Below are 25919 nucleotides of genomic sequence, written 5' to 3'. Positions count from 1 at the left end.
TTTTATCGAATGGTAACCATGGTGGCACCCCATCCATATTCTTTAAAAGAAGCATCTTGAGAATAATGTTTTCTGTATTTTCTTTTAAGCTCACTATGAACACGCTGTTTTAGTGTGCCATTACCAATGCCGTGAATAAATACAATTTTCTTGCCTTTTTCATATTGATTTTGACGCAATACCTCATGAAATTTATTCATCTGAAAATCAAGGATGTCAGCGTTTGATAAACCTGTAACCGAGTCGATTAAAGCATTGATGTGTAGATCTATTTCAATTAAATTGTCGGAATTGTTATTTTTCACCGAAGAGCTTGGCTTTTCGGAAGTTTCCTTCTCGCGAATTGCCTGTTGGAAATCGTTATTGCTTAATTCATCTAATTTTTGCTCTAAATTTTCACCGGTAAGCTTATAAAGAACTACATTCTGATGAAAGTAAGCGGTTTCCTTATAACTTGATGACTTATAAAATTTTACAGCCTGAATTTTAAGGCTTCTATCCAAAGGATGTTTCGGATTACAGCTTCCTTGCTGATAGAAAATGATTTGAAAATGACAGGAATTCAATTCATTTAAATCTTTCATTTCGTATTCCGACAAAAGAATTTTCGATTTGGGATCGAGCGTTCCTGCAGTTACGCCTTCTCGTCCATTTCCTTTTTCATCACAGAAACTGTACAAAAGAATTTGTGGCGTATCGTTAATTAGGTAAAGCTCTAATGGACTTTCCGATTGTGTTGCGTTTTCTTTTGGCGCAAAAGCCACGTAAACTTCCTCTTTTTCAACAAAAAGAGATTGTTTTGTTGGAGTGAAAGAGGAGCTGGAGCTCGCAGGATTACTTTGTTTTGATTGTGGGGATGTTCCTGTGTTTACAGATTCAATCACTACTAAATTGCTTTTTAAACTTGGAATTTCAAATTCATCTTCGTCATTTAAAACCATTACCGTTTTAGCATCTATAATTCGGGTAACAACACCACCGCCTGTTTCATTTAAAAATCGGACTTTATCTCCTATGTTTATTTGCATCGGATTATCTGGTTTATGTTGGCTGTTTTAGGATTCTATTTTAATTCAAAAATCTAAAAGAGTCAACAGGTTTTCTATTCCCGACAAAGTTAGCTATTTTTGCCGACCAAAAGGTAAAGCACCTTTTTTATTAGGAATAAAGCTGGATTAATTAAGAAATAGATGGATTGTAATATCAATACAAATAGTTTGGACGCGAAACAAATTCAAATTTCCGATTTCACCTACGATCTGCCCGATCATAGAATTGCCAAACATCCTTTACAAAATAGGGATTTGTCAAAACTTCTGATTTATAAAAAGGGAAAGATTTCTGAATCGCTATTTGAAAATTTACCTTCGGAAATAATGGAGGGAAGCAGTATGGTGTTTAATAATACCAAGGTGATTCAGGCGCGATTGATATTTCATAAGGAGACTGGAGCCAGAATCGAAATATTCTGTCTGGAACCTTTACGTCCGGCAGATTATGCTTTGGCTTTTCAGGCTTGTGATTCTTCTTCCTGGAAATGTATTGTAGGGAATGCACGTAAGTGGAAGTCTGGCATATTAAAAATGCCTTTTTATGTGGAGGAGAAGGAATATTTTTTAACCGCAGAGAAGCAGGAGGTGTTGGAAGGAGCACAGGAGATTCTTTTTTCGTGGAATCATCCAAGTCTTAGTTTTAGTGAGGTTTTGGAGCAGACCGGTAAAATTCCTATTCCTCCGTATTTAAATCGCGATACCGAAGCAGTCGATTTAGTTCGCTACCAAACTGTTTATTCTAAATTGGAAGGATCGGTGGCAGCGCCAACTGCTGGCTTGCATTTCACCGAAGCTGTATTTGCACGTTTAAAGGCAAAAAATATTCAACGGGAAGAATTAACCTTGCATGTTGGTGCAGGAACCTTTAAACCGGTAAAATCGGAAAAAATTGGCGATCATGAAATGCATACAGAGCATATTCAGGTAACTCGTGAAAGTATTCAGAATATGATGCAGATTAGTGGCCAAATTGTTGCCGTAGGGACTACTTCGGTGCGAAGTCTGGAGAGCCTTTATTGGATGGGAGTTAAGATTCTCAGCCAAAAGGAAAATCCACATTTGTTAAAGCAGTGGGAAGCTTATCAGCTATCCTCCAAACCTACCCGACAGGAGGCTTATCAAGCAATTGATAAGTATATGGAAGCCAGGGATCTAAACTTGTTTAATGCGGCTACCCAAATTATTATTGCTCCGGGTTACGATTTTAAAGTTATTTCGGGTTTGGTAACCAATTTTCATCAGCCACAAAGTACATTACTTCTGCTAATTTCGGCACTCGTTGGTGACAATTGGAAAAAGATATATGAATACGCTCTGAATAATGATTTCCGCTTTTTGAGCTATGGCGATAGTTCTTTATTAATGAAGGAATAAAATGACTCAAAAAAAATTGGAGAAAGTGTAGGGGACAAAGGATAAATTATAAGTAGCAAGTATCGGGTATCAAGTTACAAAACTCAACGTTCAATTAGAATTCTTAAGCCTCTAGGACTCTAATGCCACCCTGGGCAGGTATGCGTTTGGTAAGTGCTGACACAGGTAACAATTTTGTTTGGGATACAAATTTGATTTTCGTTGGAATGGTACAGCGTTCGATTATCAAGTACCAAAGATCAAAGGCATAGTATCCAGTAGAAAAACCCAAAATGGCAAAATCCAGCTTACAAATACAATTACTGAATTCGTAGGGCTCCAATCCTGATAGTCCCAGGCAAAGGAGTGAAGCGATTGTTGCCGCGGGACAAAAGGAGAGCTTACCAATCGGCGAAGGTGAAAATGTTTTTTTTTGAAACAGGATCGTATCGTTTGCACGAAATGTTTAAGAATTTATAAATCATTGTTTGTTATTGTTCTCAAAACCCTTATTTTTAGTTTATGTTTATTCTAAAAACATCTGGAAATGATTTATAAGCTAAAAGTATTTGTTCTATTGTTGTTGCTTCCAGCTGCTATTTTCGGTCAATCAAAATCTGAAAAAAAAGGAGATAAAGCACTACTTAAGGGAGATTATCAGGAGGCAATTGTTCAGTTTAAAAACAGTAAAGATAAAAGTGCTTCAGTCGCGCGAAAGATAGCCGCTTGCTATTTTGTATTGGGGAATTACGAAGCATCCGAAAGGTTTTATAATAGCATTCAGGAAAAGGAGAAAATAGCTGCCGATTTACTCCAGCTTTCGCAAATGCAACTTGCAAATGATAATTTTGCGGCCGCTGTTTTATTTGCAGAAAGAGCAGGTGAACTGGGAGCTGATCCAAATGAAGTTCAAGTTCAATTGGCGACTGTTCGTAAATGGATGGAGTTTCGAAGTACGAATCAACAATTGCAAATGAATCCGATTGAGCTGCAGCCGAAAGGAAAGTGCCTGGGCATCTTTTTGTCGCCCGAAGAAATTGTTTATTCAGAAACCGGTACTGGAAAATTGAAGTCGGCTAAAAATTACAAATTACAAGTTGCCACCCATGAAAAATTAGTATTTAGTTCGCCACAAGCTTTTGCCGCTAAATTGGAGCCTAAAACAGATATAGGTGCAATTTGTATTGCTCCCGATGGAAATGTGATGTACTACACACGTTGGTTTTATCGAAGAGGAAAGCAGCAAATGGAGATTGCTATAGCGGAAAAGGAAAAGGGAGAGTGGAAATCGAAAGAAAGTCTGGCTTTTTGCAGTCGGAAATACTCCTGTTGTTATCCATTTTTGTCTTCGGATGGAGAAACCATGTATTTTTCTTCCGACAAGGAAGGTGGATATGGAGGAATGGATTTGTATGTTAGTAAAAAAGAAGGGGATAAATGGACGGAGCCTCAAAATTTGGGGAAAAGAGTAAATACAGCAAAAAACGAGATTTATCCTCGAATGTTGTCTGATGAGCAACTGTGGTTTTCGTCCGATGGTCGAGGAGGTTATGGAGAGTTGGACCTGTTTTTCACCTCCAAAAATGAGGATGGAACTTGGACTCCGGCGATTAATCCGGGAGAACCGTTTAATTCTGCTTTTTCGGATTATGCAATTCAGGATGTGCCAGAAGTTGGCGTGCAGCTATTGGTTTCCGATCGGGAAGATAATGGTTTGCGGGATAAAATCTATTGGATAAAAAAAGAGGCGCAGGAGCGCATTCAACTATTCGTTAAAGATGCAAGCACCAATGAATTAATTACGAATGTACATTGTAGCGTTTTAAAAGCTCTCGATAAAGAAAGTATTTCGGTGGAAGATAAAGGAATGACCGACGGCGGGTTTTCTTTCCAACTGCCGGTTTCCGTATTGGATCAAGGAATATTGTATGAGATTCATCTTAAAAAATCAGGATATGAGGATCGAGTAGTGGAATACTATCCTTCTACACAAAAAAAGAGGGTGGAGGTAAAATTGGATCCCATAAATAAGCTTCCAAAATTTTCTTTTGCATCCGAGCTGTTGCCAATTGCTTATCCGCGCCAAAAAATTAGCTTTCAAAATATCTATTTCGAGAAAAATGAGGCTGATTTTAGTGAGGTGGCCCAAAAAATAATGGATCGTTTGTCTCGATTTTGGAAAGAATTTCCAGAATTAGGCATTAAGATAAATGCACATACCGATGCTAAAGGTTCTTCGGAAAAGAACCTGGATATTTCCTTGCAAAAGGCAGAAAAAGCCAAACAGTATTTGGTAAGTAAAGGAGTGGAAGTGTCAGCAATAGAGGTAGGTGCGTGGGGGGAGGCCTTTGTTTTAAATGCTTGTACTGCAGAGGAAGAATGTTCCGAAGAGCAACATCAGGAGAACCGAAGAATTGAGTTAATTTTTGTATTGTAAGCTATATATATAGCTGCGGGAGGAAGAAGTACAGGCTTTTTTGATATTTATTTTCATTCCTTAAGGTTTTTATTATATTTACTACTGTTAATTTTTGTTATTTTTAAGAATTAATCTGACACTCTATTTCTGCCATTTGCTATGAGAAATATCTACTTTTTAATCTGTTTTTTCCTGACTGTAGGAACAATTGGTTCCTTTTCTCCATTTTTCGATATTAATTTTACTGGTTCTACTGCTGGTGGTACAAGCTATGGAGTGGAAATTGCGAAATTCAAATATCCAGTGTATACTGATTATTTCGAAGAATTAGACGATGTTGTCGAATTGAGCGGAAAAAATGGTGAATATCATTATATATCTGGTATTACTACTTCTAAAGGGGAAGCAGAAAAACGTGTAGAGGAGATAAAATCTTTTGGATATGCGGATGCAAAAGTCTTGGACTTAAATCACGATTTTTCGGCCGAAGAGATAGCTGCAGTAGTAAGCAAAGAAAATAAAGTTCAGGATAATACTAAAAAGCAGAAAATTACCAGTAAAACGATAAAAAAGAATGCTGATGCGGAACTTGCTATTAGCAAACTAACGAATATTGGGAACGATTATTTTTATTCGGTATTGCTTCAAAAGAGTCAGGAAATTCTGAATGCCGAAAGTTTCTCTCCTCATGCTTCGGTAAAAGTGTTCGAAATTAATAGCAAGTTTTACTACTTATTGGGACGGTTTGAAGACGTAGGCGATGCAAAGAATTATTTGCAGGAAGAACTTGCCGACGACTTTCCGAATGCCAAAGTGGTGGTTATTAATAAAGGAGAGTTGGTAGAAGTAAAAGAAAGCGAAAGAAAGAATAGGGAGGTGAAAATTGCTTCGAATTCAGTAGGTTCTTATAATATGGGACGGAAAATGCGGGGAAAAGAATATGTGGATTACTACTATGAATTAGGATCACTTCAAGGAGTTGAAAATCCTCTCTATACTATTGAAATAGGAGCTTACCAAACGAAAGAGTCGGCTAAGGAAGCAGTGCAGAAATTAAAGGATTTGGGCTTTACTCAAGCAAGGATTAAAACACCAGATACCCAAAAAACAAAAGTTGCAGTAGAAAATCTTAGTCCTACTGCTCATTTTACGATCCAAGTATTTGCCAGTAAATTAGAATTAAATACGAAGCGGATTCCTATGAAAGATTTGACACAAACCTACGATCCTCAGGATGAATTGTATCGCTATTTCTATGGAAATTACGATAATTATTGGGTTTGTCGCCGCGAATTGCGCGAAGTTCGCCAAAAAGGCTATAGTGATGCCTTTATTGTTAGATTATAAATTCCAAATTACAAAAAACAAATCTCAATTGTCAAATTTCAGGTGTCAATAGCGAATTCAAAAGTAATTATGCTCTAAAAGTGTTTGAATAAATGGCTCCTAAATACGATCTACTTAAAAGATTATTTGACTTTTCTATTCGGGTCATAAAAGAGGTGCGAAATTTCTCTGATTCCAAAGCGTATCGTGTAATTTCTTACCAAGTTTTAAAATCAGCCACTTCGGTTGGTGCTAACTTTGAAGAGGCTCAAGCAGCTGTTTCAAAAGCCGACTTTGCCAATAAAGTGGGTATCTCTCTAAAAGAAATCCGTGAAACGAACTATTGGATAAGAATTATTATAGCAATATCCTTACCAAATGAGGAGTGGCCTAAACAGGAGAAGGAATCAGAGGAAATTATTAAGATACTTGGCTCGATCTATAACAAAATATCACAAAAGAAAATAATTTTATTCCTTACTTCCAAGTTGTTAAGGTGTACTTGGGCTTCGTAATTTGGTATTTTGGAGTTTGTTTTTTGGGGCTTGAGATAAATTCTTTATCTTCGCGCCGGCAAACCGTTCTATCGCTGCTTTGTAAAAAGGAGAGGAAAGTCCGGGCAACATAGAGTAACATACTTCCTAACGGGAAGAAGGTCGAAGGGCTTTAGTAGTAGAACAGAAAAGAACCGCCCCGATTTATCGGAGTAAGGGTGAAAAGGTGAGGTAAGAGCTCACCAGCACTGGTGGCGACATTGGTGGCTGTGTACCTTATGTGTTGCAAGATCAAGTATACCGGCGTATGTAGGCTGACTCGGCTGATGTTCGGGGGGTGGATTGCTCGAGACATTTGGTGACAAATGTTCTAGATAAATGATAGAAATTCTCTTCGGAGAGTACAGGACCCGGCTTATAGGTTTGCCTTTTTAAAAAAAATAGTAATAGACCAACACTCAGGAGTTGGTCTATTTTTTATTTAGCACGGGAGTAAACAGTGTTTAAGGAGCAACACGCAGGGAGGTATGATTGCTTAGTTTCGATTATTAAGTGTTTGTGGATAAGAATCTTGTATTTTTTTTAAAATGAGGACGCAACCCTTTGCAATTTTTGTAATCTTATAGTTTTCAGAGGTGTGGATTAAAATACAATATTTGCTTGTGAATAGTCCCTAAAAAAGGATAAAATAAAAAAATGGCAACTATGACAGTTGCTTTTAGAAAAATAAGGACGTATTTTTGTGGTTTAGATTTATTACGCATATCACTACTACATATTAAACCAATAATTATGAATTTATCTAAAATTAGTGTCTTCGATCACAACACACCTCGTTGGATCGTTTTTCTAATTGATTTGTTTATTGGACTTGCATCAATTTCTGCAGCCTATTTATTGCGCTTCAATTTTAACATCGAAAGTGTTAATTTGAGTTCTGCGAAGTTAGTTATCCCTTTGGTCCTGATACTGAGAGCCACGAGCTTTTTGATTGGTGGCACCTATGCGGGAATTGTTCGATATACTAGTGCTAAAGATGCCGAACGTATCTTTGTTGTTATATCTGCAGGATCTCTAATTTTGGTACTAGCAAACGGATTTAGTTACTATCTTCAGAATGGAGCTTTTTTTATTCCATTTTCTATCCTTATCATCGAATACATTTCGATGGTTTTTTTAATGACCAGTAGCCGCATAATTTTCAAAGCTATTTACTTTCGTTACATCACCTACTCAAAAATTCGTGAGAACATACTGATTTATGGTAGCGATGAGTTCGGAATTATGGCAAAACATGCCTTGGATAGTGGAAAAGAAGTGAATAGTACAATCGTCGGATTTGTCGATCATAACAACAAAAAAGTTGGCAGTAAATTAGAAAATATCAGGATTTATGGACCTCATGATCTGGAGAGATTGTTAGAGAAACAGGAGATTGATAAGGTGATTATTGCCAAAAAAGACTTAAGCGTTGATGAACGTCAGGATATCATTGAAAAATGCCTGAATAAAAATGTGAAAGTTTGGGAGGTTCCTAAATTTGAGAGTTGGGTGAACGGGGAGTTGAGCGTAAAGCAAATTAGAGCGATTAAAATTGAAGATTTATTGGAACGGGAGCCGATCAAACTCGATTGGGACGAAATAGATAGTCAGGTAGGCGGTAAAACAGTGTTGGTGACTGGTGCTGCAGGCTCTATTGGCAGCGAAATGGTTCGTCAGGTAGCTCGTTTCCGACCAAAGTGTATCATTTTATTCGATCAGGCGGAGTCCCCCTTGTACGATCTGGAGCTCTCCTTAAAGGAAGAATTGAATTTTTATAATTTCGAGATTGTTATTGGAGATGTAAGGGATTTGGAACGAACCCGAAAAATGTTTGATGTGTTCAAACCTCAGTTGGTGTATCATGCCGCAGCTTACAAGCACGTTCCCATGATGGAGAACAACCCTTCGGAGGCGATCAAAACCAATGTGTTTGGAACCAAGAATATTGCAGACTTATCCTTGGAATATGGAGTGGAGCGCTTTGTGATGGTTTCTACCGACAAGGCGGTGAATCCTACCAATGTAATGGGGGCATCGAAACGAATTGCCGAGATTTATACGCAAAGTATGAATTTCCCGGGAGGACAAACCCATTTTATTACTACCCGGTTTGGAAATGTATTGGGTTCAAATGGTTCCGTAATTCCACGCTTTAAAGCACAAATACAAAAGGGAGGACCACTTACGGTAACACATCCCGATATTACCAGGTATTTTATGACCATTCCCGAAGCTTGTCAGCTGGTAATGCAAGCCGGAGCTATCGGAAAAGGGGGGAAAATTTTCATATTCGATATGGGCCGATCGGTGAAGATTGTCGATTTGGCATATAAAATGATCAAATTAAGTGGGCTGAAGGTAGGGGTAGATGTGAATGTGCAGTTTACCGGTTTGCGCCCCGGAGAAAAACTGTACGAAGAACTGTTGAATGTGAAGGAGAACACAGTGCCTACCAAACATCCGAGAATCATGATTGCGAAAGTTCGTTCCTACGAACGGGAAGAGGTGGAGGTTCTTATTGATCATTTTCACGAATTGCTCGAGGAGAACGATAATTTTAAAATTGTGGCTCACATGAAGGCGGTGGTGCCTGAATTTAAATCCATGAATTCGATTTACGAGCAGTTGGATGCAAAAATCATCCGAAAAAAAGAAAAATTGGGCGTGATCGACCTGACGGAAATAAAGGAAATGCTGCGTTAGGAATACAGTCGTAAAAAAGAAGATCCTAAAAACCGTATCAGATTTGTTTGGCACGGTTTTTCTTATTTGGAAAATTAGACAGGCAAAAAAAGAAGGAAAAGTGCTATTATTGCAAGTTATGTTGGTTTCTACCTGCAATCTTTCTAAAAACAGGGAAAGTAAAGGGGGTTAAATTAGGGAATTGGATATTCGTTGCCTATTTTTGCGGGGCGAAAATTATTCTTTTATCTCCTTAAAATAGGGTTTTATCCCCGTAAAACGGATATAGAGAAAGATAAAAAAGGACACACTACTATAAATGTTATTGAAATGATGATTGGGTCGGTAAAAAAAATGTTTTTGTTTTGCTTCTTTGCACTGCTAATTGCAGGAACAGGGAAGGCTCAAAATACAAATGTCAATCCTGCTGCGGTGAATGTAGAGGCTTTGAGCGATGCTCAGATTGAAAAGTTGATTTCCGAAATGGAGAAAAATGGGATGAGTTTGGAGGAAGCTATGGCATTGGCAAGAGCCCGGGGAGCTTCCCAAGTGCAGATCGATCAAATGGTGAAAAAGATCAACGAGTACAAGAGTGGGAAACGAAACGGAAAAATTGAGAAGACGGAGGAGAAAGAAGATTTGATTGTCAATCCCGAAGCTGATCTTTCTGAAAAAGAAGTCTTTGAAGCGACCCCTAAAAATAAGGAGGTTTTTGGCTTCCACTTTTTCAATTCTAAAAATTTAAGTTTCGAACCTGCGGTAGATGTGCCCGTTTCAGAATCCTATTCCTTAGGCATAGGCGATGAGGTAAATATCTCGGTTTATGGAGCTTCTCAGCAAAACTATCAGTTAATGGTGGAGAAGAGCGGTGCCATTCTAATTCCTGATGTAGGGCCAGTGCCTGTTTATGGCATTGCTTTTCGGGAAGCGAAAGAGAAAATAAAGCAAAGATTACTTTCCATCTACAACGGCATGGGGGGCGATCGTCCCAATACCTTTGTAAGTATTAGTTTGGGTAGTTTAAAAGGAGTGAAGGTAAATGTAATTGGGGAAGTAAATTTGCCGGGAAGCTATTCCCTGCCTGCTACCGCCTCGGCATTTACCGCTTTGTATTTGGCTGGTGGACCTAACGAGAATGGATCTTTCCGAAATATCGATGTTATTCGCGATGGGAAAACCATACAGAGCATAGATGTGTATGCCTATTTAATCGATGGAAAAACACAAAACAACATACAGTTGCGCGATCAGGATGTGATTTTGGTTCGTCCCTATGCCAAACGGGTAAAGGTAGGTGGCGAGTTGAAACGAACCGGCTTATTCGAAGCACAGGAAAACGAAAGCGTAGCAGATCTCTTGCGTTTTGCGGGTGGTTTTACCGATAAGGCATATACTCATCGATTGGAATTGTATCGTAACAATACACGAACACTTACTTTTAAGGGAGTTGCTGCAGCTCAATACGATCAGGTGCAATTATTGAATGGCGACTCCTTGGTTGCGGGGATGCTTACCGAGCGTTTCGAAAACAGGGTGAGTATTGATGGGGCTGTTTATCGCCCGGGAAATTACGAGCTGACCGAGGGACTAAAATTATCCGAATTAATTAAGGAGGCCGAAGGGTTAAAGGAAGAGGCATTCATGGAGCGAGGGGTGATTACCCGAAAGATGGAGGACATGAGTCTGAAAGCCATTTCCTTTTCGGTGCGCGAGGTAGTAAAGGGGGCAATTGATTTCGACCTGCAACGGGAGGATCGGGTGCAGATTTCCTCCATATTCGATATGCGCGAAGCCAGAACGGTCGAGATTGTTGGCGAGGTGCAGTTCGCAGGAACTTACGCCTGGGCCGAAAATTTACGAATCGGCGATCTGATTTTTCAGGCCGGAGGCTTTAAAGAGGAAGCAGAAGTGGCCGGTTTAGAGGTGAGCAGGGTATTGGACTACAAGGAAACCAGCGAGCTGACTAAATCCTTGCTGCATACTTTCCAATTTTCATTGGATCGAAATTTAAAACTGGATCCCAAGGGCGAAGCCTTTCTGTTGAAACCTTTCGATAAGGTGTACGTGCGCCGTGCGCCGGGATATCGTCCGCAGGGAGTGGCAAATATTCAGGGGGAAGTAAAATATGCCGGCGATTTTGGAATTACCCGCAAGGATGAAAAAATATCCGATATCATCCGCCGGGCGGGAGGCATTACTCCGGAAGCTTATACCAAAGGTGCTTCCTTACGAAGAAGAATTGAACTCAGCGAGGCCGAATATCAGGCCAAAGTTGCCATTGCTGCTCAGGATACCACCATGACCGAAGAGGAAATCGAAAAGGTAGTTTATCAGATTGTAGGAATTGATTTGACTACGATTCTTAGTAGTCCGGGAGGAGTAGAAGATTTACAGGTTAAAGCAGGCGATCAGATTTTAGTGCCGTCGAAATTGGAGACCGTAATGGTGTCGGGTTCGGTTTTAAGTCCGGTTGCGCATACTTTTACGCAAAAAAGAAAGTTAAAAGATTACGTGAACGGAAGTGGTGGATTTGCCGAACGGGCCAAAAAGGGAAAGGTGTACGTGCTGTATGCCAATGGGACTACTCAGGCAACCAGATCAGGGCTGTTTGGTCGTCGTTTTCCGAAGGTGGAACCGGGGTGCGAAATTATTGTTCCTGAAAAACCAGAGGTAGACAAAGCCGGACAGGCAAGCAAATGGTTGGCCATTGCATCTACCTTTGCAACATTAATTACCGCCATTGCGGTGGCAACAAGGTAGGCGTAAAGTGGTCAATCGTCAATTGGGAATAGTCAGAGAAAAAAAATGGTCAATAGGGAATGGTTAATGGTAAGAAAGAGGTCAATAGTCAGTAGGGAATAGTTAATGGGAAATAGTCAATGGTCAATGGTTAAAAAAAAAGTCAATAGTCAGTAGGGAATGGTCAATGACGAGTGAACGAATGACCAATGACCAATGACCAATGACGAGTAAACCAGTCAACGAATCAAAGAATGATAAATAGCATGAACCAAGGAAAAGACATACGATGGAGACAGCGTTTTCAGAATTTTGAAAAAGCGTATACCGTGCTGGATAAAACCATGAAGATTATTTCTCCTTCCGAAATTGAAATTATGGCTGTTATTCAGGCGTTCGAATTGAGTTTTGAATTGGCATGGAAGGTGATGAAAGATTATTTGGAGTCGGAGGGCTTTGATCCCAAATCTCCACGTGAAACAATAAAGCATGCTTTTCAGGTAAAACTGGTAGAGGATGGTCATGTTTGGATGGATGCCTTAAAAGATAGAAATTTAACTGTGCATACATACGATGAAGCCTTTGCAAAGGAGATGGGACTAAAAATAAAAAACAATTATTATCCGGCTATTAAATGCTTGTATGTGAAAATGAAAGAGTGGCTGTAGGAAGTGGGGAATGGCAAGAAAAATGGTCAGTGGGAAATTAGGAATAGTCAATGGTTAAAAAAAAGTCAATGGTGCATTGGTCAATGGTCAATAAAAAGGTCAATGGGTTGAAAAAAGGTCAATAGTCATTAGGGAATAGTCAATGACGAATCAACCAATGACGAATGACCAATTAACCAATGACGAATCAACCAATGACCAGTTAACCAATCAAATGAATGAATTAAATTTTGTTTTATGTCTGACTTAAAAGATTTACAGGTTTATCAATTGGCATATTCTTTTGAAGAAAAGGTTTGGGGGATTGTTGATGCTTGGGCGTATTTTGAGAAGTCGACTGTAGGAAAACAATTGGTGAGATCAGCAGATTCTGTTTCAGCCAACATTAGTGAAGGATATGGCAGATACCATTATAAAGAGAATAAAAATTTTTTGTTTTATGCTCGCGGGTCACTTTATGAGACAATGAATTGGTTAAGAAAAGCAAAGGATAGAAAATTAATTGAATCTGAAATTTATAAAGAACTGGAGGTAGAGAGTATTCGAATAGCAAAAATGCTAAACGCTTACATCCGCTCAATTGGAAAGAGTAGTCAATAGGGAAAATGGTCAATGGGTTGAAAAAAGGTCAATAGACATTAGGGAATAGTTAATGGGAAATAGTCAATGGTCAATAGTCGATGGTTAAAAAAAAAGTCAATAGTCAGTGGGGAATGGTCAATGACGAGTGAACGAATGACCAATGACCAATGACGCATCAACGAATCAACCAATGACAAATTAACCAGTCAACTAGTGACGAATGCACCAATGACCAGTTAACGAATGACAAATTAAATATGTACGGACTAACACAACAGGATATGATATGGATTAAAGAAGCAATAAAAAAATTGCCGGAAATTCAGGAAGCGATTTTGTTTGGTTCCCGTGCCATGGGAAATTATAAAATAGCTTCTGATGTGGATCTATGTATAAAAGGAAGTAAGATAAACAGTCAAATCGTTTTATCTTTGCGGGAATTGCTGGAGGAAGAGTATTCATTGCCCTATTTTTTTGATGTAGTTCATTATGAGCAAATCACAAATGAAGAACTGAGAAGGCACATTGATGAAAAGGGAAAGAGGTTGTAAATAGTCAATGGTCAGTGGTGAAGCAATCTCTTAATTATGAATTGCACGAATTTAACTAATTACGCGAATGGTTGACTTGTTACATAAGGATAAGTGTTATGCGATTGTTGGGGTTTGTATGGTTTAACTTCAGATTACGCGAATTGACGAAGTCATCTGGAACTGTTGTACGTCATCTTTAACTAACGTCCGTCATCCTGAACTTGTTTCAGGATCTAAAGGATCTCGGGATCTCAGGATAAATACAGATGCTGAAATAAATTCAGCATGATGAATAATATTAAAATGAAAGGTGGATACATTTATATACTGTCAAATAAAAACAGAACAACATTGTATATAGGAGTGACATCAGATTTAGATAGACGAATAGCAGAGCATGTAGAAGGAGAAGGGTCTAAGTTTTCAAGTAAATATAATTTGACAGACTTGGTTTACTTTGAGGAGTTTGATGATATTGGTGATGCTATTTTGAGGGAGAAGCAGTTGAAAAATTGGAGGAGAGAATGGAAAATGAATTTAATTAAGAGTTTGAATCCAGAATTGAAGGATTTAAAAATGGATTTTAGATAAATGAAATTTGGAAATGACCTAGGATGGATACAGTCATCCTGAACTGACGACTGTCATCTAGAACTGACGACTGTCATCCTGAACTCGTTTCAGGATCTCAGGATCTCAGAATCTAAAGGATAAAATACAGATGCTGAAATAAATTCAGCATGACGAATAATATTGAAATGAAAGGTGGATACATTTATATACTGTCAAATAAAAACAGAACAACATTGTATATAGGAGTGACATCAGATTTAGATAGACGAATAGCAGAGCATGTAGAAGGAGAAGGGTCTAAGTTTTCAAGTAAATATAATTTGACAGACTTGGTTTACTTTGAGGAGTTTGATGATATTGGTGATGCTATTTCGAGGGAGAAGAAGTTGAAAAATTGGAAGAGAGAATGGAAAATGAATTTAATTAAGAGTTTGAATCCAGAATTGAAGGATTTAAAAATGGATTTTAGATAAATGAAATTTGGAAATGACTCAGGATGGATACAGTCATCCTGAACTGACGACTGTCATCTAGAACTGACGTACGTCATCCTGAACTGACGACTGTCATCTAGAACTGACGTACGTCATCCTGAACTGACGACTGTCATCTAGAACTGACGTACGTCATCCTGAACTTGTTTCAGGATCTAAAGGATCTCAGGATCTCAGGATCTAAAGGATAAATACAGATGCTGAAATAAATTCAGCATGACGAATAATATTGAAATGAAAGGTGGATACATTTATATGATGTCAAATACATCAGGATCTAAAGATAAATACAGATGCTGAAACAAGTTCAGCATGACGACCAAAAAGAAAGAAGTAAAATAATTAATAAAGCGTAGTTTAAAAGCAGTAACGCCCCATCAGCGAAATCCGCTCCAATCCGCGCAATCACTATAACAAGTATGCAAGAAGAAAAAAATACCACCCAAGCTGAAGATGAGATTGATTTGATTCAATTGGCAAAGACCCTCTGGAACGGCCGCCGTACCGTAATTCGCACCACGCTTATTTTTATGGTGCTGGGTTTATTCATTGCAATCTTCTCTGCCAAGGAGTACACTGCCACCACCACCATGGTGCCACAGGCTGCCGAAGGCGGATCTGGTTTGAGCGGTAGTTTGGGAGGATTGGCTGCCATGGCGGGCATTGATTTGGGGAATATTAGTGGTGGTTCTACAATTTCACCAAGTTTGTATCCAAAAATTATCGGTAGCATTCCCTTCCAAAAGGAACTGATGCAAACCAAATTGAGTATAGCAGGACAAAGCGAGCCAATTACATTTGCATATTATTATTCGAATATTCATAATCCAGGCCTTTTTGGCTATATTAAAAAGTATGTCATCGGAATGCCTGACTTGGTGATTAAAGCCATAAAAGGTGAAAGTTTAAACAATAAAGATTTAATAGTTGATAATTTAGTCTGGATTAGTGAGGAAGAAAGGGAATTAATTAAGATTTTAGAAGAGGATTTAACTTTCTCAATGAATGATAAGGATGGAGATGTTACATTGACGGTAAGTATGCCAGAGGCTATCGCTGCCGCTCAATTGACACAAATGGCTCAGCAACTATTACAACAAGCTATTACGGATTTTAAAATACAAAAAGCAAAGGAGCAACTTACTTTTATTGAAGATCGTTATACGGAAAAACAAAAAGAATTTGAAGAGATACAAAATAAATTGGCACAATTTCGCGATCGAAATAAAAATGTAAGTTCTGCTATTGCCCAAGCAGAGGAAGAACAGTTAAATGCAGAATTTAATTTGGTGTATGGAGTTTACTATGAATTGGCAAAACAATTGGAAACGCAAAAAATACAGGTGAAGGAGAATACGCCAATTTTTACAATTTTACAGCCAACTAGTATACCAATTAAACCCTCATCTCGAGGTAAATTATTAACAATTATAATTTTTGCTTTTTTAGGGGGAATTGTTGGTGTTGTAATTGTTTTTACTAAGGATCTAATTAAAGTACTAAAGGAAAAATTAGATGACCATTAATAATTTTATAAATTTTAAACTATAGTTATGTATAATTACAAGTCTGTTTTAATTACAGGAGGTACAGGTTCTTTTGGCAAAATGTTTACTAAATTAATATTGAGGAATTACCCAAATGTTAAGCGTTTAGTGATTTTTTCAAGAGATGAGCAAAAGCATTTTCAAATGGCACAGGATTTTCCTGAGGATAAATATCCTCAAATGAGATTTTTTATTGGAGATGTTAGAGATAAAGGACGTTTGATGAAGGCTTTTGAAGGGATTGATGTGGTAATACATGCTGCTGCAATGAAACATGTTCATTTAGCAGAGTATAATCCAATGGAATGTGTTAAGACAAATATATTGGGAGCTCAAAATGTAATTGATGCAGCATTGCATTGTGGGGTTAAAAAAGTTGTTGCCTTATCAACCGATAAGGCTGCAGCTCCGATCAATTTATATGGTGCTACAAAACTAGCATCAGATAAGCTTTTTATTGCTGCGAATAATATTAAAGGAAGCAGGGATATAATATTCTCAGTAGTTCGTTATGGTAATGTAATGGGATCAAATGGTTCTGTTATTCCATTCTTTTTAAAGAAAATGAATGAAAAAGTTTTGCCTATCACTCATGATAAAATGACCCGTTTTACAATTTCATTGGAAGATGGTTGTGAGATGGTTTTTTTTGCAATACATAATGCTATGGGAGGGGAGATATTTGTGCCAAAAATACCATCCTATAAAATAACTGATGTGGCTAAAGCAATTGCACCCGAATGTAAACAAGAAATAGTAGGGATTCGACCTGGTGAAAAATTGCATGAAGAAATGATTACTGTTTCTGATTCGTTGAATACTTATGATTTAGGTAAATATTATGCTATTTTACCTCAATTCCCTAATTTTCCTTTAGAAAAATTTATCGAAAAGTTTAAGGCAAAAAAAGTAGATGAAGGTTTTAGTTATAATTCTGGTAATAATGTAGACTGGGAGACAGTTGAGAGCTTAAGGGGCTTAATTGTAAAGCATGTGGACCCTAAATTTTCAGTGTAAAAATTTTTGTTTTGGATATTTTAAGTAAAATTATTTTAGGAACTGTTCAATTTGGGCTTAGCTATGGTATTAATAACCATCAAGGAAAGCCTACATATGAAAGAGTAAAGGAAATATTTGATTTTGCATTTTCTAAAGGAATTGATCTTTTAGATACTGCTGAAATCTATGGTGATTCACAGGTTAGAATAGGGACCTATCATAAGGGAGGAGAGAATAAATTTAATGTAAGTACAAAATTTGCCCCTAACAGGCTCGATTTACCTTTTGATATTGAAGACAGAATTAAAAAAGATATTGAGATTATTGGTGTTGATTCACTCGAAAGTTATATGTTTCATTCATACAGTGATTATATATCTTATTATCCAACTTTTAGAAGGGGTATAATTAAGCTTAAGGATCAGGGTATAATTAACAAAGTTGGAGTTTCTCTATATACTAATGAGGAAATTGAGCAGGTTATTAAGGATGATACGATTGATTTAATACAATTGCCATTTAATCTCTTAGATAATAGTAGTCAAAGAAAGGATGTTTTACAAAAGGCAAAACTAAAAGGCTTTGATGTGCATGTTAGATCCGTTTTTTTGCAAGGGTTATTCTTTAAAGATATTGAAGGATTAAATGGAAATTTGATTGGATTAGCTGACCCCTTAATTCAATTAAGATTAATTTGTAATGATTCTAATATAAAAATTAATGATTTGGCATTGCATTATGTAGCTCAGAAAGAATATATCGATAAAGTGCTAATTGGGGTTGAAAATGTATGTCAACTAGAAGTGAATCTTAATAGTTTGAAGAATATTGTACCCAAAACTGTACTAGAACAAATAGATAAAATTAAAGTCAGTAATAAATTTTTACTAAATCCTTCCAATTGGAACCAATGAAAATATTAGCAATAACCCAGGCGAGAACAGGTTCTTCTAGACTTCCAAATAAAGTATTGAAGACTATAGATAATGAATCTTTATTGGAGATTCAAATTAACAGAATTAGGACATCTAAGATGATCTCTAATATCATTGTAGCGACAACCATAAAAGTTGAGGATGAATTGATAGAATTGGAAGCTCGTCGACTAGGGGTTGATTCTTACAGAGGTTCTGAAAATGATGTATTAGATCGTTTTTATCAGGCTGCTAAGTTAATTAAGCCTGATTATGTTGTTCGATTGACCTCAGATTGCCCTCTAATTGATGGGCACTTGATTGATGAGGTAATAGAAATGGCGTTGAAGGAACGGGTGGATTATTGCTCTAATACTTTAGTGGAAACTTTTCCTGACGGGCAAGATATTGAGGTTTTCACCTTTGATACTTTAGAAAAAGCATGGTTTGAGGCAAAACTCAAATCTGAAAGAGAGCATGTAACTCCTTTTATCAAAAACAATTCTACATTTCATAAAAAGCAAATTTTTAAAGCAATTAATTTTTATTCGGAATATGCCGATTATAAGGATGTTAGAATGACAGTTGATGAACCGGAAGATTTCCTGGTTATTTCTAAAATGATTGATAAATTTGGGAAGGAAGAGAGTTGGAATGTATATGCTAAATATTATGTAGAGAATGAGGGTGTGGGAGGTTTAAATAGTGGCATAATAAGGAATGAAGGATATATTAAATCTATTAAAGAAGATCTATAAAATTAATGATGATGAGAACAGGACAAAAATTATATGAAAGAGCAAAGAAAGTAATTCCTGGTGGAACAATGCTTCTATCTAAAAGGCCAGAAATGTTTTTGCCAGATAATTGGCCAGCTTATTATTCGAAATCTAAAGGATGTGAAGTATGGGACTTAGATGGTACAAAATACATTGATGTCTCTATCATGGGTATAGGTACTAATATTATGGGTTATTCGCATCCAGAGGTTGATGCGGCTGTTTTCGAAGTTGTAAAGAATGGAAACATGTCTACCCTTAATTGTCCAGAGGAAGTATATTTGGCTGAGAAGTTGGTTGAAATGAATCCGTGGGCTGATATGGTGCGATTTGCAAGAAGTGGAGGTGAGGCTAATGCGATTGCTATTCGAATTGCGAGAGCCGCTACGGGAAAAGATAAAGTTGCAATTTGTGGTTATCATGGTTGGCATGATTGGTATTTGTCTACTAATTTAGGGAATGACGAAGGTTTAGCACAACACCTCCTTCCAGGTCTTGATCCGTGCGGTGTACCCCAAAACCTTAAAGGAAGTACTTTACCGTTTTTATATAACAATTTTGAAGAATTAGAAAATCTTGTCAAGAATCATGACATAGGTGTGATTAAGATGGAAGTACAGAGAAATGATCCGCCTAAAAATGGTTTTCTAAAAAAAGTTAGAGGTTTAGCTGATGCGCATAATATTGTTTTAATTTTTGATGAGTGTACTTCGGGTTTTAGAGAAACTTATGGTCCATTATTTAAGAAATATGATGTAGAACCTGATATGACAATTTTTGGAAAAACGATTGCTAATGGCTATGCCTTAACTGCTGTTGTTGGAAAAAGAGCGGTTATGGAAGCGGCTCAGAAAACTTTTATCAGTTCGACTTTTTGGACTGAAAGGATTGGTCCTACCGCCGCGTTGAAAACATTAGAAGTAATGGAAAGGGATAAACCTTGGGAATATATCACTGAGATGGGAAAATATGTTACTGGGAAGTGGTGTGAATTGGCTGAAAAAAATAAGCTAAAGATAAATACATTCGGTATACCTGCATTAACTGGGTTTAGTTTTACATCTGAGAATGCATTAAAGTATAAAACTCTTATTACACAGGAAATGCTAAAGCGAGGGTATTTAGCTTCTACATTATTGTATCCATCAACAGCACATACTAAGCATATTATTGATCCTTACATGACCAATTTGGAGGAGTTATTTTATGTGATTAGTCAGTGCGAATTGAAAAATAAAAATATTGATGATTTATTAGAAGGCCCTGTTTGTCATGGTGGCTTTAAACGATTAAATTAGATGAAAAGAATTCTTATAACAGGAGCGTCAGGTATGTTAGGCTTTACTTTAGTAAACATATTTAGCAAATGTGGTTTTAAAGTGTATGCAACAGGAGCTGATAATGAGGTCAATATACCTAATTATAAATGCTATGACTTAGCATCAGATGATTACTCAGAATTAATTACTTGGTCAAATCCAGAGGTGGTTGTACATTGTGCTGCAATAATTAATGGTAATTATTGCAACGAACATCCTAAAGAAGCTTTTGATATTAATGGGATTTCACTTAAGAAACTTGTTGATGCAACGGATAAATCGGTAAAAATACTATATATATCTTCTGATGCTGTTTTTCCTTCAAGTACACATTTAGCGAAAGAAGAGGATCTCACATTTCCGGAAAATATTTATGGGAAATCAAAAGAAATTGGTGAGTTCTTTTTGAGAAATACAGATAGAGATTATATTATAGTTCGGACCACCATTGTGGGTTTGAATAAAGATACAACTAAGCTTGGATTTGTTGAATGGATATTACAATCTGCAATTCAAAATGATAAGGTTGGTTTATTTAATGATGTTTTATTTACTCCTATAACTATTTGGGATTTAGCTGAAGAATTGATATTTCTCACTAGCCATACTTTACCTGCAAAAATTTATCATATAACTGGGACTGAAATTTTATCCAAGTATGAATTTGGGAAAAAATTATTGGATGCATTGAATATACCGGCCCTAAATATCGAAAAAGATTCTATTCTAAACTTTAAGGATAGAGCTAAGCGGTGTGCAGATCAGACCTTAAACGTGAATTTGTATCAGGAGCATAGTAAAAGAATTTTACCCAACAATGAAAAAACAATTCAAACCTTAGTTTCAAAAATCAAAGAAAATGAAAAGTATCAAATTAGGGAATAGACTAATCGATGATAACTCATTGTATTTTATTGCAGACATTGGAGCCAATCACAATGGTTCTTTAGAAAAGGCTAAAGCGTTAATTCATTTAGCAAAAGAATCAGGTGCTGATGCTGCTAAATTTCAAAATTTCTCAGCAAAACAGATTGTTAGCAAACAGGGATTTAATGCAATGAAAGGAAAGGTTTCTCATCAATCAAAATGGAAGAAATCTGTTTTTGAAATTTATGAGGATGCTAGTATCAACAAAGACTGGACCAAAATACTAAAGGAGGAGTGTACTAAAGTTGGTATTGATTATTTTACCAGTGCCTATGATTTTGAGTCAGTGGATTTGGTGGATCCATTTGTCGATTTTTATAAAATTGGCAGTGGAGATGCTTCTTGGACTGAAATAATTGAATATATTCTGGATAAAAAAAAGCCAACTATATTCGCCACTGGAGCCTGTGATTGGAATGATGTTGAACGAATGATGAATCTTGCAAAATCAAAAAGTCAGGATGTTGTTTTAATGCAGTGTAATACAAATTATACAGGGAGCTTTGAGAATTTTAAATATTGTAATTTAAATGTTTTAAAAGCTTATGCGGAAAGATATCCGGGTGTAGTGTTGGGATTATCAGACCATACACCTGGGCATAGTACGGTTTTGGGAAGTATTGCACTAGGAGCTAGGATTATAGAAAAACATTTTACAGATGACAATAGTCAGGAGGGACCAGATCATGCATTTGCGATGAACCCTCATTCATGGAAGGAGATGATCGAACGTTCTTATGAATTGTTATTTGCATTAGGGGACGGTGAAAAGCGGGTAGAGGACAATGAAAGACAATCTTATATTGTGCAAAGGCGGTGTTTATGTGCTAAAATGGATTTGAAAAAGGGACATAGAATTACCAAAGATGATGTATTCCCCTTGCGCCCTATTGGAGTAGGTAGTTTTCAGCCTTATGAAATCGATGAAATTATTGGGAAAGAATTAGTATTCGATTTGGAGGAAGGTTGTAGTTTTAATATAACAAATATAAAATGATATCAGGGAAGATAATTGGACTCAGGGCTGTTGAGAAAGAAGATTTGGTCTTTTTGAGAGATTGGAGAAATATTCCAGAGTTTAGAAAAAATTTTAGAGAAGTTCGTGAATTGTCATTAACTGACCAGGAAGCTTGGTTTGATAGTCTTCAAAGAACGAAGCATATCAACTATATGTTTACTATAGTTGATTTAAAGGATAATAAAGTGATTGGTGCTGGAGGCTTGCTGTATATTAATTGGCATACTAGATCGGCTGATTTTTCTTTCTATATTGGGAAAGGAAAGAAATATATTGATAATGATGGGTATGCAGAAGAAGCCGCTAAATTGCTTATAGAATATGGATTTAATAATTTAAATCTTAATAAAATTTGGATGGAGTTATATGAATTCGATAGTAAGAAGATAAATTTCTTTGAAAATATATTTAGTTTCAAACAAGATGGTATTCTAAGACAGAATTGTTTTGAAGATGGAAAGTATTGGGATTCCATCATAATATCACTTTTAAGGTCTGAAATGAGAAATTAAGACTTCATAACCTATCGATATTTTGAAGATTGAAATCGTGAAAAAATAGTTATTATTAGGTTATCATCATTGAAATAATAAATGGAAAGGATAGAATATTGTCTTCTTTCAATGCTAAACTTTAGTTCTTTAATCTTCACAAAAATATTTTAAATAAAAATTATCAATATTCGAACCGTAGTGAGAGGGAAAATTAAAAAGCCAAATATTAAATTACTTTTAGATTCATTTATTGTGTTTCTCAATATTTCGAATTCTTATTCAATAATTCCTTACCTACTATTTTTTCAATATTATAGAGCTATCAATACTTCAATTATCATATTAATTAATATTATATATATAATATATAGGTTCGGGCGGAAAGGTGTATTTAATTTAAAAGATACACTGTTTTTATGTTTTATTGTGATTAATGTGTTGAATTATATTTTTGGGTTAGTAACTAATACATTTGGAATTGGAATGTTTCCATTCTTGTTTGCAAATATGACCTTTTATATCTTACTTTATAATTTATTCCGAAAATATATAGAGGTATTTACTTTTGATCGGAGTTTTTGGCTAATTATTCGAGGTTATATTTGGTTAAGTACAATTAGTATACTAAGTGTACTTACCCTATTCATTTTGATTACTTATTTCAATGTTCAACCACATGTCAATGATATAGGAAGTTCCATGGATCTTTTCCGGTCAAACCTCAGAGATCCGAGAGATACATATTATTTTCCTTTAGGGATATCGGTTTTGTTTGATACTACAGGTATTAGAGTTCCTTATCTGCAGCAATATGGGATTATTACAGGTTTATTTCATGAACCACATTCATTTACCTTTTTGGTAATCCCTTCTTTTTTTCTCATCTATAGATATTTGAAAAATTCTGTTCTGAAATTAATGATCTTTACTGTATACGTTGTTGTAATGCTGATAGAGGCATCAACTACCAATATCCTTGCTTTTTTGCTTTGCCTGTCTGTATATTTTTTTGTGAAGTATAGGAAGAATTTTTTTTTACTCTCATTAATATTTGGTGTTTTTATAAGTGTTTTTCTACTCATTGATCCTGTCTTGTATAATTTTATTGTTAATAAATTATCTTCAGGTTCTGCGACGTATTCTCAAAGCACCATTTTGTTCGCTTTTGAACCAAAGACACTAATAGGAACTAATTTTTTTAATTTAGGATATTTAAAAACTTATTGGAATGAACCAGATCCTTCCATGAATGTTGGATTTATTAATTTCTTCATAAACCTGTTCTTCTTGTCGATATTTGTTTATCGAATTATTGTGTTAAATTTAAGAAGAAGCATAGAAACTCGTTATGTAGGTTTATTTGTTCTTTATTTTTTTCTTCATTCTATGAAAGTAACAATGGTGACCTATTCACTTTCTTATTTACTCTTTGTAATGTTTTTAATACGAATTTTTTACTTTCGTAAATACTATTTAGACACTAAAACAGTAATAATATAGAAAATGAAATTTTCACTAAGAAATATGAAGTTTAATAAGGTAATTGTTTACCTAGCTACGAGGTATCTTACCTACTTTATTCAATTTGTTATATCGATATTTATCGCTGTAAAATTAGGACCCTATTATTTTGGTTTATGGGGTTTTTTGTTACTCCTTTTATCATATTTTCAAATTACTAATTTAGGAATTTCAAATGCAATTAATGTTTTACTAGTTCAATATAAAAATGATGACTCAAAAAGTAGAAATTTAGTTTCTACTGCTTTTGTATTAATTGGTTGTCTGTGCTTTGTCGTTTTATTGTTCGCATTATATTATTATTATTATGGCATTTCTTTTTTTGATAAATATGAAGTTGGCAATCTGTTCTACCCAATCTGTTTAATTGCCATGTTTGTCTATGTTAATATGTTACTTGTAACTATTTATAGGGTTAAGAATAGACTATTTGAGATTGCTTTTTATCAATCTGTTATTCCGGTCTTAATATTGGTTGCTCTTTTTATTTTGGAAGAGAAAAATTTGATAATCATTTTATTAGGAATTTATCTGTTTGGTCATCTACTTTCTTTTTTATTATTTCTTTTTAGAAAAGTTTTGCCAGCCAGAGGCAATGTGAATTTTGGTGATAGTAAAGTCATTATTAATAAAGGTTTTTTTCTTTTTATTTATAATATCTGTTTTTATCTTTTAATAATATCGGTTAGAACAATTATAAGTATCTTTTATTCCGTAGAAGAATTCGGTTTTTTCACTTTTTCTTACACCTTAGCAAATTCACTTCTATTGTTATTAGATGCAATGACTTTTGTAATTTTTCCCAAATTGATTGATAAGTTAAATTCGGATAATGCCGATGAAGTTGAAAGAAATATCAAATTAATTCGCTCAAATTATGTTTGTTTGTCACATTGTTTGATCTATGTAGCAATAATATTTTTCCCAATTTTTGTTGAATTGATTCCTAAGTATAGAGATACCCTACAAGCACTTAATTTAATAGCACTGACCATAGTCTTGTATACTAATGCTTTTGGTTATAATTCCTATTTAATGGCAAGAAATAAGGAAAAAATTATTGCAACGGTGTCGGTCGTTGGGTTAATTTTGAATGTTTTTTTAGCACTAATTATGGTTAAGGTTTTGAAGGCTCCTTATTCCTATGTAATAATTGCTACGATGTTTTCTTATTTATTTTATACTTTCTTTTTTGTTTACTTTGGCAAGATAAATTTAGGCCGTAACGCGTCTTTTGATATAGTTTTTAACGAAGCGTTTCCGATTCGATTATTGATTCCGTATATAATTGCTGTGTTGATTTCAATCTTTCAATTAAAATATATAGTTTTTATTCCATTGTTAGTTTTTATGATGTTAAATGTTCAAACAATTAAAGAGGTAATAGAGACTATAAAAAGAGTTATAAAAAAACCAAATGTGATTAATCTATAAAAAATATTAA

General features: G+C 35.7%; 21 protein-coding genes and 1 other RNA gene. 21 read left to right on the top strand and 1 reads right to left on the bottom strand.

The annotated features are described in order from the left end of the window. Positions 1 to 2: 2 nt before the first annotated feature. Positions 3 to 1028: a Smr/MutS family protein gene (locus tag BZG02_RS06355; RefSeq protein ID WP_101260572.1), complete on the bottom strand. Its 1026-nt coding sequence runs from the start codon at positions 1026 to 1028 to the stop codon at positions 3 to 5. Between the two features lie 162 nt (positions 1029 to 1190). On the opposite strand from BZG02_RS06355, the gene BZG02_RS06350 reads away from it, so the two are divergent. The 21 genes from BZG02_RS06350 (at position 1191) to BZG02_RS06250 (ending at position 25909) form a co-directional block, all read left to right on the top strand. Further along, on the top strand, positions 1191 to 2426 hold the full coding sequence (locus tag BZG02_RS06350; protein WP_101260571.1) for an S-adenosylmethionine:tRNA ribosyltransferase-isomerase: 1236 nt from the start codon (positions 1191 to 1193) through the stop codon (positions 2424 to 2426). Between the two features lie 526 nt (positions 2427 to 2952). Further along, positions 2953 to 4842 (top strand): OmpA family protein, encoded by a 1890-nt coding sequence (locus tag BZG02_RS06345; RefSeq protein WP_101260570.1) that lies wholly within the window; start codon positions 2953 to 2955, stop codon positions 4840 to 4842. 141 nt (positions 4843 to 4983) lie between these two features. Next, complete coding sequence (locus BZG02_RS06340; protein ID WP_101260569.1) at positions 4984 to 6171, top strand: SPOR domain-containing protein; 1188 nt, start codon at positions 4984 to 4986, stop codon at positions 6169 to 6171. A gap of 92 nt (positions 6172 to 6263) precedes the next feature. Next, positions 6264 to 6665: a four helix bundle protein gene (locus BZG02_RS06335; protein ID WP_101260568.1), complete on the top strand. Its 402-nt coding sequence runs from the start codon at positions 6264 to 6266 to the stop codon at positions 6663 to 6665. Between the two features lie 55 nt (positions 6666 to 6720). Further along, an RNA gene (rnpB, locus tag BZG02_RS06330) (RNase P RNA component class A) lies at positions 6721 to 7078 on the top strand. Between the two features lie 358 nt (positions 7079 to 7436). Continuing rightward, positions 7437 to 9389 (top strand): polysaccharide biosynthesis protein, encoded by a 1953-nt coding sequence (locus tag BZG02_RS06325; protein ID WP_101260567.1) that lies wholly within the window; start codon positions 7437 to 7439, stop codon positions 9387 to 9389. Between the two features lie 309 nt (positions 9390 to 9698). After that, entirely contained in the window at positions 9699 to 12128 is a 2430-nt protein-coding gene (locus tag BZG02_RS06320) for an SLBB domain-containing protein (RefSeq protein WP_101260566.1), read from the top strand. A 245-nt stretch (positions 12129 to 12373) separates the two neighbouring features. Further along, positions 12374 to 12775: a nucleotidyltransferase substrate binding protein gene (locus tag BZG02_RS06315; protein ID WP_101260565.1), complete on the top strand. Its 402-nt coding sequence runs from the start codon at positions 12374 to 12376 to the stop codon at positions 12773 to 12775. Positions 12776 to 13012: 237 nt separating this feature from the next. Continuing rightward, positions 13013 to 13375 (top strand): four helix bundle protein, encoded by a 363-nt coding sequence (locus tag BZG02_RS06310; protein ID WP_101260564.1) that lies wholly within the window; start codon positions 13013 to 13015, stop codon positions 13373 to 13375. A gap of 263 nt (positions 13376 to 13638) precedes the next feature. Continuing rightward, entirely contained in the window at positions 13639 to 13908 is a 270-nt protein-coding gene (locus BZG02_RS06305) for a nucleotidyltransferase domain-containing protein (RefSeq protein WP_218972163.1), read from the top strand. Positions 13909 to 14175: 267 nt separating this feature from the next. Then, positions 14176 to 14481, top strand: a complete 306-nt coding sequence (locus tag BZG02_RS06300; protein WP_218972162.1) for a GIY-YIG nuclease family protein — start codon at positions 14176 to 14178, stop codon at positions 14479 to 14481. A gap of 149 nt (positions 14482 to 14630) precedes the next feature. Continuing rightward, positions 14631 to 14936, top strand: coding sequence for a GIY-YIG nuclease family protein (locus BZG02_RS06295; RefSeq protein ID WP_218972161.1), 306 nt, complete (start codon positions 14631 to 14633; stop codon positions 14934 to 14936). Positions 14937 to 15376: 440 nt separating this feature from the next. Further along, on the top strand, positions 15377 to 16483 hold the full coding sequence (locus BZG02_RS06290; protein WP_101260562.1) for a Wzz/FepE/Etk N-terminal domain-containing protein: 1107 nt from the start codon (positions 15377 to 15379) through the stop codon (positions 16481 to 16483). Between the two features lie 27 nt (positions 16484 to 16510). Then, positions 16511 to 17521: a UDP-N-acetylglucosamine 4,6-dehydratase (inverting) gene (gene pseB, locus BZG02_RS06285; RefSeq protein WP_101260561.1), complete on the top strand. Its 1011-nt coding sequence runs from the start codon at positions 16511 to 16513 to the stop codon at positions 17519 to 17521. Between the two features lie 11 nt (positions 17522 to 17532). Then, entirely contained in the window at positions 17533 to 18417 is an 885-nt protein-coding gene (locus BZG02_RS06280) for an aldo/keto reductase (RefSeq protein WP_180335652.1), read from the top strand. Beyond that, complete coding sequence (locus tag BZG02_RS21000) at positions 18414 to 19175, top strand: cytidylyltransferase domain-containing protein (RefSeq protein ID WP_218972160.1); 762 nt, start codon at positions 18414 to 18416, stop codon at positions 19173 to 19175. The genes BZG02_RS06280 and BZG02_RS21000 overlap by 4 nt, the downstream gene beginning before the upstream one ends. 11 nt (positions 19176 to 19186) lie before the next feature. Further along, a complete protein-coding gene (locus BZG02_RS20995; protein WP_218972159.1) occupies positions 19187 to 20494 on the top strand; it encodes an aminotransferase class III-fold pyridoxal phosphate-dependent enzyme in 1308 nt (435 codons plus the stop codon). Further along, positions 20495 to 21400, top strand: coding sequence for a dTDP-4-dehydrorhamnose reductase family protein (locus BZG02_RS06270; protein ID WP_101260559.1), 906 nt, complete (start codon positions 20495 to 20497; stop codon positions 21398 to 21400). It begins immediately after the preceding gene. After that, complete coding sequence (locus tag BZG02_RS06265; RefSeq protein ID WP_101260558.1) at positions 21375 to 22439, top strand: N-acetylneuraminate synthase family protein; 1065 nt, start codon at positions 21375 to 21377, stop codon at positions 22437 to 22439. Before BZG02_RS06270 ends, BZG02_RS06265 begins: the two co-directional genes overlap by 26 nt. Further along, positions 22436 to 22972: a GNAT family N-acetyltransferase gene (locus BZG02_RS06260; protein WP_101260557.1), complete on the top strand. Its 537-nt coding sequence runs from the start codon at positions 22436 to 22438 to the stop codon at positions 22970 to 22972. Before BZG02_RS06265 ends, BZG02_RS06260 begins: the two co-directional genes overlap by 4 nt. Positions 22973 to 24457: 1485 nt before the next feature. Beyond that, on the top strand, positions 24458 to 25909 hold the full coding sequence (locus tag BZG02_RS06250) for a lipopolysaccharide biosynthesis protein (protein WP_143470425.1): 1452 nt from the start codon (positions 24458 to 24460) through the stop codon (positions 25907 to 25909). Positions 25910 to 25919: the final 10 nt, after the last annotated feature.

It is taken from the genome of Labilibaculum filiforme, from assembly GCF_002843315.1.
Classification (GTDB): domain Bacteria; phylum Bacteroidota; class Bacteroidia; order Bacteroidales; family Marinifilaceae; genus Labilibaculum; species Labilibaculum filiforme.
The sequence above is the reverse complement of the archived record's forward strand: the minus strand, read 5'-3'. Positions and strand labels throughout refer to the sequence as shown.

What these genes read in the sequence shown, in the direction of transcription:
- BZG02_RS06355 (WP_101260572.1), bottom strand. Translation starts at nt 1,028, where the DNA reads ATGCAAATAAACATAGGAGATAAAGTCCGATTTTTAAATGAAACAGGC.
- pseB (WP_101260561.1), top strand. Translation starts at nt 16,511, where the DNA reads ATGTATAATTACAAGTCTGTTTTAATTACAGGAGGTACAGGTTCTTTT.
- BZG02_RS06320 (WP_101260566.1), top strand. Translation starts at nt 9,699, where the DNA reads ATGATGATTGGGTCGGTAAAAAAAATGTTTTTGTTTTGCTTCTTTGCA.
- BZG02_RS06250 (WP_143470425.1), top strand. Translation starts at nt 24,458, where the DNA reads ATGAAATTTTCACTAAGAAATATGAAGTTTAATAAGGTAATTGTTTAC.
- BZG02_RS21000 (WP_218972160.1), top strand. Translation starts at nt 18,414, where the DNA reads ATGAAAATATTAGCAATAACCCAGGCGAGAACAGGTTCTTCTAGACTT.
- BZG02_RS06300 (WP_218972162.1), top strand. Translation starts at nt 14,176, where the DNA reads ATGATGAATAATATTAAAATGAAAGGTGGATACATTTATATACTGTCA.
- BZG02_RS06335 (WP_101260568.1), top strand. Translation starts at nt 6,264, where the DNA reads ATGGCTCCTAAATACGATCTACTTAAAAGATTATTTGACTTTTCTATT.
- BZG02_RS06315 (WP_101260565.1), top strand. Translation starts at nt 12,374, where the DNA reads ATGAACCAAGGAAAAGACATACGATGGAGACAGCGTTTTCAGAATTTT.
- BZG02_RS06345 (WP_101260570.1), top strand. Translation starts at nt 2,953, where the DNA reads ATGATTTATAAGCTAAAAGTATTTGTTCTATTGTTGTTGCTTCCAGCT.
- BZG02_RS06295 (WP_218972161.1), top strand. Translation starts at nt 14,631, where the DNA reads ATGACGAATAATATTGAAATGAAAGGTGGATACATTTATATACTGTCA.
- BZG02_RS06290 (WP_101260562.1), top strand. Translation starts at nt 15,377, where the DNA reads ATGCAAGAAGAAAAAAATACCACCCAAGCTGAAGATGAGATTGATTTG.
- BZG02_RS06305 (WP_218972163.1), top strand. Translation starts at nt 13,639, where the DNA reads ATGATATGGATTAAAGAAGCAATAAAAAAATTGCCGGAAATTCAGGAA.
- BZG02_RS06270 (WP_101260559.1), top strand. Translation starts at nt 20,495, where the DNA reads ATGAAAAGAATTCTTATAACAGGAGCGTCAGGTATGTTAGGCTTTACT.
- BZG02_RS06310 (WP_101260564.1), top strand. Translation starts at nt 13,013, where the DNA reads ATGTCTGACTTAAAAGATTTACAGGTTTATCAATTGGCATATTCTTTT.
- BZG02_RS06265 (WP_101260558.1), top strand. Translation starts at nt 21,375, where the DNA reads ATGAAAAGTATCAAATTAGGGAATAGACTAATCGATGATAACTCATTG.
- BZG02_RS06260 (WP_101260557.1), top strand. Translation starts at nt 22,436, where the DNA reads ATGATATCAGGGAAGATAATTGGACTCAGGGCTGTTGAGAAAGAAGAT.
- BZG02_RS06340 (WP_101260569.1), top strand. Translation starts at nt 4,984, where the DNA reads ATGAGAAATATCTACTTTTTAATCTGTTTTTTCCTGACTGTAGGAACA.
- BZG02_RS06350 (WP_101260571.1), top strand. Translation starts at nt 1,191, where the DNA reads ATGGATTGTAATATCAATACAAATAGTTTGGACGCGAAACAAATTCAA.
- BZG02_RS06325 (WP_101260567.1), top strand. Translation starts at nt 7,437, where the DNA reads ATGAATTTATCTAAAATTAGTGTCTTCGATCACAACACACCTCGTTGG.
- BZG02_RS20995 (WP_218972159.1), top strand. Translation starts at nt 19,187, where the DNA reads ATGAGAACAGGACAAAAATTATATGAAAGAGCAAAGAAAGTAATTCCT.